Here is a 6,074-nt window from a genome sequence, read left to right as displayed (position 1 = left end):
AGCATCCATGTGTTCAGCCTAGTTCATAAATATGTGTCCAGGATTCTGGGTACATATCATTCTTTATGGGGGCTTTTTTGGACAATTCAATGGGAGGAGCTATTTTATTTTCGATGGTTGCGGGATTTGCCTGCGTTGTTCATGCAATCGGTGATAGAGAAGAGTGAATGAAGAGGAAGAGTGAACGGAAAAGAAGAGAGAACGCAAAGGAAGTGTAAATGAAAAGGAAGATTAAAAATAGAATGAAAAACAAGATTACAGGGAAAATGAAAAGATTTGGCATAGTATGTATTTTAGTTATGGGGCTATTGCTTACTGGCTGTAATAATAAATTTGCAAAAGAGCAGTACGATTCAGATATTCAGATAGCAGAGGGTGGGGACCGGTATGCTAAAACAAATAGTGTATTGAATAATTATGGAAATAATGTGACATACACCGTTGGAAAATTTGATGGCAGGGAGACACTCTGGGAAGCGAATTGCAGCAGCGCGACGTGGGTAGATATAACGCTTGTGTTTACGCTGGATGAAGGAAAAGCAAAGCTGGTGCAGATTGATGAGGATGGAAATGTGTCAACGGTGGTGGAATGTACGCCGGATTCTGAAGTGAATGAACTGACTACCTATTCTATTCAGTTGAAAGAGGGAAAAAATCGACTGAAGTTCGTAGGATATGATTGTAAGAATGTGACATTTTATATGGAAATCAAAGAATCATAAAAAATTAAGTATTATTTCCTCCGTTCTGTGATATGATACTGCTGTACGAAGAAGACAGAAAAAATGCGACCTGGAGGAATGATTATGATAACATATATGAATGCGTCACGAAGAGATATGGAGAATCTGATGAGTACCCGGCTGGAGATGCTGCGGGAAGTAAATGATTTGTCAGAGGATTATACATTTCCGGATAATCTGGTCGACAGCAGCAGACTGTATTTTGAAGATGGTAATCAGACGACAATTCTGGCAATGGATGGAAGAAAAGTAGTTGGCTGTGCGTCGGTCAGCTATATTGAGGTCATGCCGACATTTACCCATCCTACCGGAAAACGTGGACATATTATGAATGTATATACAAAGAAGGACTATCGTGGACAGGGGATTGCCCACCATATGATGGAACTTCTGATAAATGAAGCCAAATTGCGTGGCGTGACAGAACTGATTCTGGATACAACGGAGAGTGGCAGAGCCTTGTATCATGCCTGCGGATTTACCGAATCTAAAGAATGTATGGTTTTAACAATAGAGCGGGAATAATAAAAATTTCATAGAAACCCATGCACAAGGAGGACAAGTATGAGAAAAATCTTGGTAACTGGTGGCACTGTATTTGTGAGTCGGTTTATTGCAGAGCATTATGTGGCAAAAGGTGATGAGGTTTATGTGTTAAATCGAAACACCAGACCGCAGTCGGCGGCTGTAAAACTGATTCAGGCAGACCGGCATGCGATCGGTGATGCACTGCAGGGACTGCATTTTGACCTGGTAATTGATACCGCATATACCAGGGAAGATGTGGAGGATTTGCTGAATGCATTGGAAAGTTACAAAGATTATGTTCTTATAAGTTCAAGTGCCGTATATCCGGAATATGCGCCGGCACCATTTACGGAAGAAACACAGCTTGCAAAAAATGTGCACTGGGGTGCATATGGAACAAATAAAATAGCGGCTGAAGCAGCACTGATGGAGAGATATCCGAAAGCATACATTCTTAGACCGCCTTATTTGTATGGACCAATGAATAATGTTTACCGGGAAGCCTTTGTATTTGACTGTGCACTGGAAAACCGCAAATTTTATCTGACACAGGAGGGCGGCATGAAGCTGCAATTTTTTCATGTGGAGGATTTGTGTAGATTTATAGATATTCTGGTGGAAAAACATCCAAAGCAGCATATTTTCAATGTTGGAAATAAAGAAAGCATATCCATTCGTGACTGGGTAACTCTGTGCTATCAGGCGGCAGGAAAGCAGCCGGAGTTTGTGGAAGTTCCAGCGGAGGAAGAACAGCGCAATTACTTCAGCTTTTATAATTATGAATATGCACTGGATGTCAGGAAACAGCTTGCACTTATGAAAGAAACAAAGCCATTGGCGGATGGGTTAAAAGAAGCTTATGACTGGTATGTGGCAAATCAGGATAAGGTAAATAAGAAGCCATATATTACATACATAGAGGAACATCTGGCATGAAATAGGATATTTCGCAAACTGGGAATTTCTTTCGATTAGAGTTTCGGTGGTTGCAGAGAAAAGAGCAAAATAGTATAATAAACGAAATAAAAATCTGAGACAGACGCAGATTTACAAGACACAGGATAGAACGGAGAAAACATGAGCGTATTTCAGGTAGAATTAAAAAAAGTAGTAGATGACAGCTATGAAATAGAGATTGGCTACCAGTTGCAGGAAAAATTAATTGTTGATTTAAAAAATGGACTGGTTGGGAAGATTAAGAAGTTTGCGGTAATTACAGATAGCATTGTAAAGGAACTTTATGCAGAACACATTGTAGAACTGCTGCAGGAAGCAGGTTATCAGGCAAAGGAATTTGTCTTTGCGGCAGGAGAGACCAGCAAGACCAGAAAAACCAAAGAAGAGGTCGAAGATGCTATGCTTGAGGCTGGCTTTCGGAGAGACTGCTGCATCATTGCCGTTGGTGGTGGTGTGGTAACCGATTTGTCTGGATTTCTGGCAGGAACCTATGGCAGAGGAGTGCCATTCATTAACTATGCTACGACACTTTTGGCGGCGGCAGATGCATCTGTTGGTGGAAAAACCGCAGTAGACACACCACTGGCAACGAATCTGATTGGACTTTTTAACCAGCCGGAGAAAGTATATCTTGACATTGCAGCATGGAAAACACTGCCACAGCGACAGTTATCCAGTGGTATGGCAGAGACAATCAAGCATGCCTGTATGGCAGATAAGGAAATGTTTGAATTCCTGGAAAAACATATGGAAGATATTTTTGCGGGAGACAGAGAAGCCTGTGAATACATCGCAAAGAAGAACTGCCAGATTAAATATGCTGTGGTAATGAAGGATGAAAAGGAGCAGGGCTTAAGAGAAATCTTGAATCTGGGACATACGGTAGGACGTGCCATTGAGACAGTCAGTGACTACAGACTGCTTCATGGAGAAGCACTTTCCATTGGAATGGTAGCTATGACAGAACTGGCACACCGACTTGGTTACATGACAGAAGAAGAAAAAACAGCAGTAAAGAATCTGTTAGAGAAAGCGAAGCTGCCGGTAGAGATTCCGGAATACATTGACCGGGAAGCCCTGGTTAAGAAATTATATACGGATAAGAAAGTCCGGGACGGAAAACTCCGTTTCGTTGTAGAGAAAGGAATCGGTGGAATCGTAGAGTTTGAGGAAGGCGTATTTGCCACACCGGTGGAAGAAGCCGTTGCAAGAGATATCATTATGAAAATGAAATAGTGAGCAATGAAAGTTAATGATAAGCTGATTGGCTTATCATTAATTATCATATAATGAGCGCAAAAGGGAACAAGCCCCTGTCAGATTGACAGGGGTATTTTTTATGTCAGTGGTCTGGTGCTTTCTCCCTGGATGATAACAGGAAGCGTTGTATAGCTTTGGATAAGAAGTTCCGGGTTCTGAAGCTTACGGATCATCATGGAGCCTGCCTGCACACCGGTATCATAGACATTGATGTCTACAATGGTAAGATGTGGGTCGATGATGCTGGAATATGGGTAGACGTCAAAGGTAAGTATGGCAACGTCATCCGGGATGGAAAGCTGCCGGTCTTTGACTGCCTGGATGACACCTAATGCGAGGGTGTTATTTTCACATACAATAGCGCGAGGCGGTACAGGCTGTGTCAGCATATCAGAAGTAACAGAATAAGCGTGCTGGCAGCTGGAATCGGTATTTCCGATACGGGCAGCCGGAATGTGAAAGCCTCTGTCTAACATGCCTGCCATAAATCCTTTTTGACGCTGGGCGGAAATATAATCAGTTTTGCGCTCTCCGATAAAGGCGACATCTGTATAACCACAGGCTATCATGTGGGCAGCGGCATATTCACCGGCAAGGGCGTGGTTGGTATCTACCCAGCACAAGCGGCTTTCAAAACTCGGATGCCCAATGATAATGTGTGGAAAGCCTGCATCCAGAATAAGATTTGCAATTTCTTTATTAATGGCAGAGCCGTGGATGATAAGACCATCGGAGGAACCGCTTGTGATAACTTCACTGACTTTTTCTCCGGGATAGCGTTCTTCAGAAGTGTTGACAAGTGTCAGGGAATAGTTGTTTTCGGACAAGGTATGGTGTACGCCGCACATAATGTCAAACATATGCGGATTCCGATAAGCAGTATCTTTCTCCAGATTGGTAAGATAGACAATATTGGAAGTAGCACCTTTTGCAAAGCTTACAGCCCGGGAGTTAGGGGTATAATGAAGCTTTTCAATTGCTGCATGAACCTTTTCCACAGTGGCTGGGGATATGGTGGTCCAGTGATTTAAAACTTTAGAAACAGTGGATTTGGAAACACCGGCTTCATTGGCAACATCATTGATGGTAACAGACATAAAATACCTCCTGAAAAAATGTATAAATTTACAAATATAGTATAGCGGTTTCCTAACAAAGTCAATCATTTTTGACAAATAGACATTGTAAACAAGGGAAAAAAGTGATAAATATAGACTTAGCAAGAGGAACCAATTGCATGAAAAAAAGAAGAATAAAGAAAACGGTTTCCTAAAGAAACCGGAAAACGGAGGTATTTTTATGAAGAAAAGGGTGTTGAGTCTGTTGCTCTGTACCGCAATGACAATCGGCACATTATCCGGTTGTGGAAAAGAAGCAGGAAATGACGAAGGAAAGACTACAGAAGTACTTGGAAATGATGCAGAGGATGAAATGACAGAAGTAAAAATCTGGCATGATGGGGATGAGAATATCATGCAGACCATTGCAGATTGTGCGAATGAGAAACTGGCAGAGGATAATATCAAGGTTACCTTTGAAAAGAAGAGCGGTCTGACCGACCAGCTTCAGTTATATGGAAATGATGAATCCAACGGACCGGATATGTATCTTTATGCACATGATTCATTGGGAACATTTGCAGAAATGGGGATTTTAGCTCCGATTACGGATGTTATCAGTGAGGATGTAATGGCGGATTTATTACCGATGACCGTAGAAGCAGGTAATTATAAGGATACCCAGTACCTGATGCCGGTTTATTATGAGACATTGCTCTTTATGTATAATAAGGCAAAATGGGAAGGTGATGTGCCGGAAACAACGGATGAACTGTATGATTATATGGTAGCACATACCGATGTGGATGCAGGAACTTATGCGCTGGTAAATCAGCATTCTACCGCATACAATGTGGCACCGGTAATCAATGGTTTTGGTGGATATATTATTGATAAAGATGCAAATCCTGGATTAAATACACAGGAAACCAAGGATGCTATCGCATACAATCAGAAATTTGCAGCATTGGAGGCAGATGGAGATTACAACACTGTAACTGCATTATTCAATGAAGGCCAGGCAGCAGCAATCATCGGTGGACCATGGCTGGTATCCGGAATCAAGGCAGCGGGCATTGACCTTGGTATTAAATCCTTAGCGGATTTTAAACTTCCGAATGGAAACGGACTGGCACCATATTCAGGTGTACAGAGCATTGGTGTCTTAAAATATGCAGCAGAAAATAAGAAAGAAGCAATTGCAAAAGTATTAGAGACAATTGCAAGCCCGGAAGTAGGTATTGCATTGGCGAATAAATCAAACTGTGCACCGGCAAACAGCAAAGCATATGATGACGCAGATGTTGCTGCAAATGAGATGATTATGGCAATGAAAGCAACTGCAGAAACTGCGCAGCCTATGCCAAACATTCCACAGATGAGCGTTATGTGGGGTCCGGCAGAAGAATTTTTGGCAGCAGTCAACAAATCAGGGGAAGATATTGACACTGCAGCAGAGACTTATCAGCAGGAGGCATTGGATGCCATTGCAGATATGCAGTAAGCAGGAGTTTGTTTAGAAGCAATA

6 protein-coding genes are annotated in these 6,074 nt (G+C 42.0%); 5 read left to right on the top strand and 1 reads right to left on the bottom strand.

Features of this window, described 5'->3' with window-relative positions:
• Positions 1-242: 242 nt before the first annotated feature.
• From DWW33_RS11140 to aroB, 4 genes are all read left to right on the top strand, one after another.
• Complete coding sequence (locus tag DWW33_RS11140) at positions 243-722, top strand: hypothetical protein (protein WP_147326032.1); 480 nt, start codon at positions 243-245, stop codon at positions 720-722.
• Positions 723-806: 84 nt separating this feature from the next.
• Positions 807-1,268: a GNAT family N-acetyltransferase gene (locus tag DWW33_RS11135; RefSeq protein ID WP_118639524.1), complete on the top strand. Its 462-nt coding sequence runs from the start codon at positions 807-809 to the stop codon at positions 1,266-1,268.
• Between the two features lie 39 nt (positions 1,269-1,307).
• Complete coding sequence (locus DWW33_RS11130) at positions 1,308-2,207, top strand: NAD-dependent epimerase/dehydratase family protein (RefSeq protein WP_118639523.1); 900 nt, start codon at positions 1,308-1,310, stop codon at positions 2,205-2,207.
• 141 nt (positions 2,208-2,348) lie between these two features.
• A complete protein-coding gene (gene aroB / locus DWW33_RS11125) occupies positions 2,349-3,464 on the top strand; it encodes a 3-dehydroquinate synthase (protein WP_118639522.1) in 1,116 nt (371 codons plus the stop codon).
• A gap of 101 nt (positions 3,465-3,565) precedes the next feature.
• Here the strand turns inward: aroB and DWW33_RS11120 are convergent, their stop codons facing one another.
• Positions 3,566-4,585 carry a LacI family DNA-binding transcriptional regulator gene (locus DWW33_RS11120; RefSeq protein ID WP_118639521.1) on the bottom strand — a complete coding sequence of 340 codons (1,020 nt, stop codon included), beginning with the start codon at positions 4,583-4,585 and terminating at the stop codon, positions 3,566-3,568.
• 202 nt (positions 4,586-4,787) lie between these two features.
• On the opposite strand from DWW33_RS11120, the gene DWW33_RS11115 reads away from it, so the two are divergent.
• Positions 4,788-6,050, top strand: a complete 1,263-nt coding sequence (locus tag DWW33_RS11115) for an extracellular solute-binding protein (protein ID WP_118639528.1) — start codon at positions 4,788-4,790, stop codon at positions 6,048-6,050.
• Positions 6,051-6,074: the final 24 nt, after the last annotated feature.

This window comes from Roseburia sp. AF15-21 (assembly GCF_003479505.1).
Taxonomy (GTDB): domain Bacteria; phylum Bacillota; class Clostridia; order Lachnospirales; family Lachnospiraceae; genus Roseburia_C; species Roseburia_C amylophila.
Note: the sequence above shows the minus strand (reverse complement) of the source record. Positions and strands in the feature narration are given on the sequence as shown.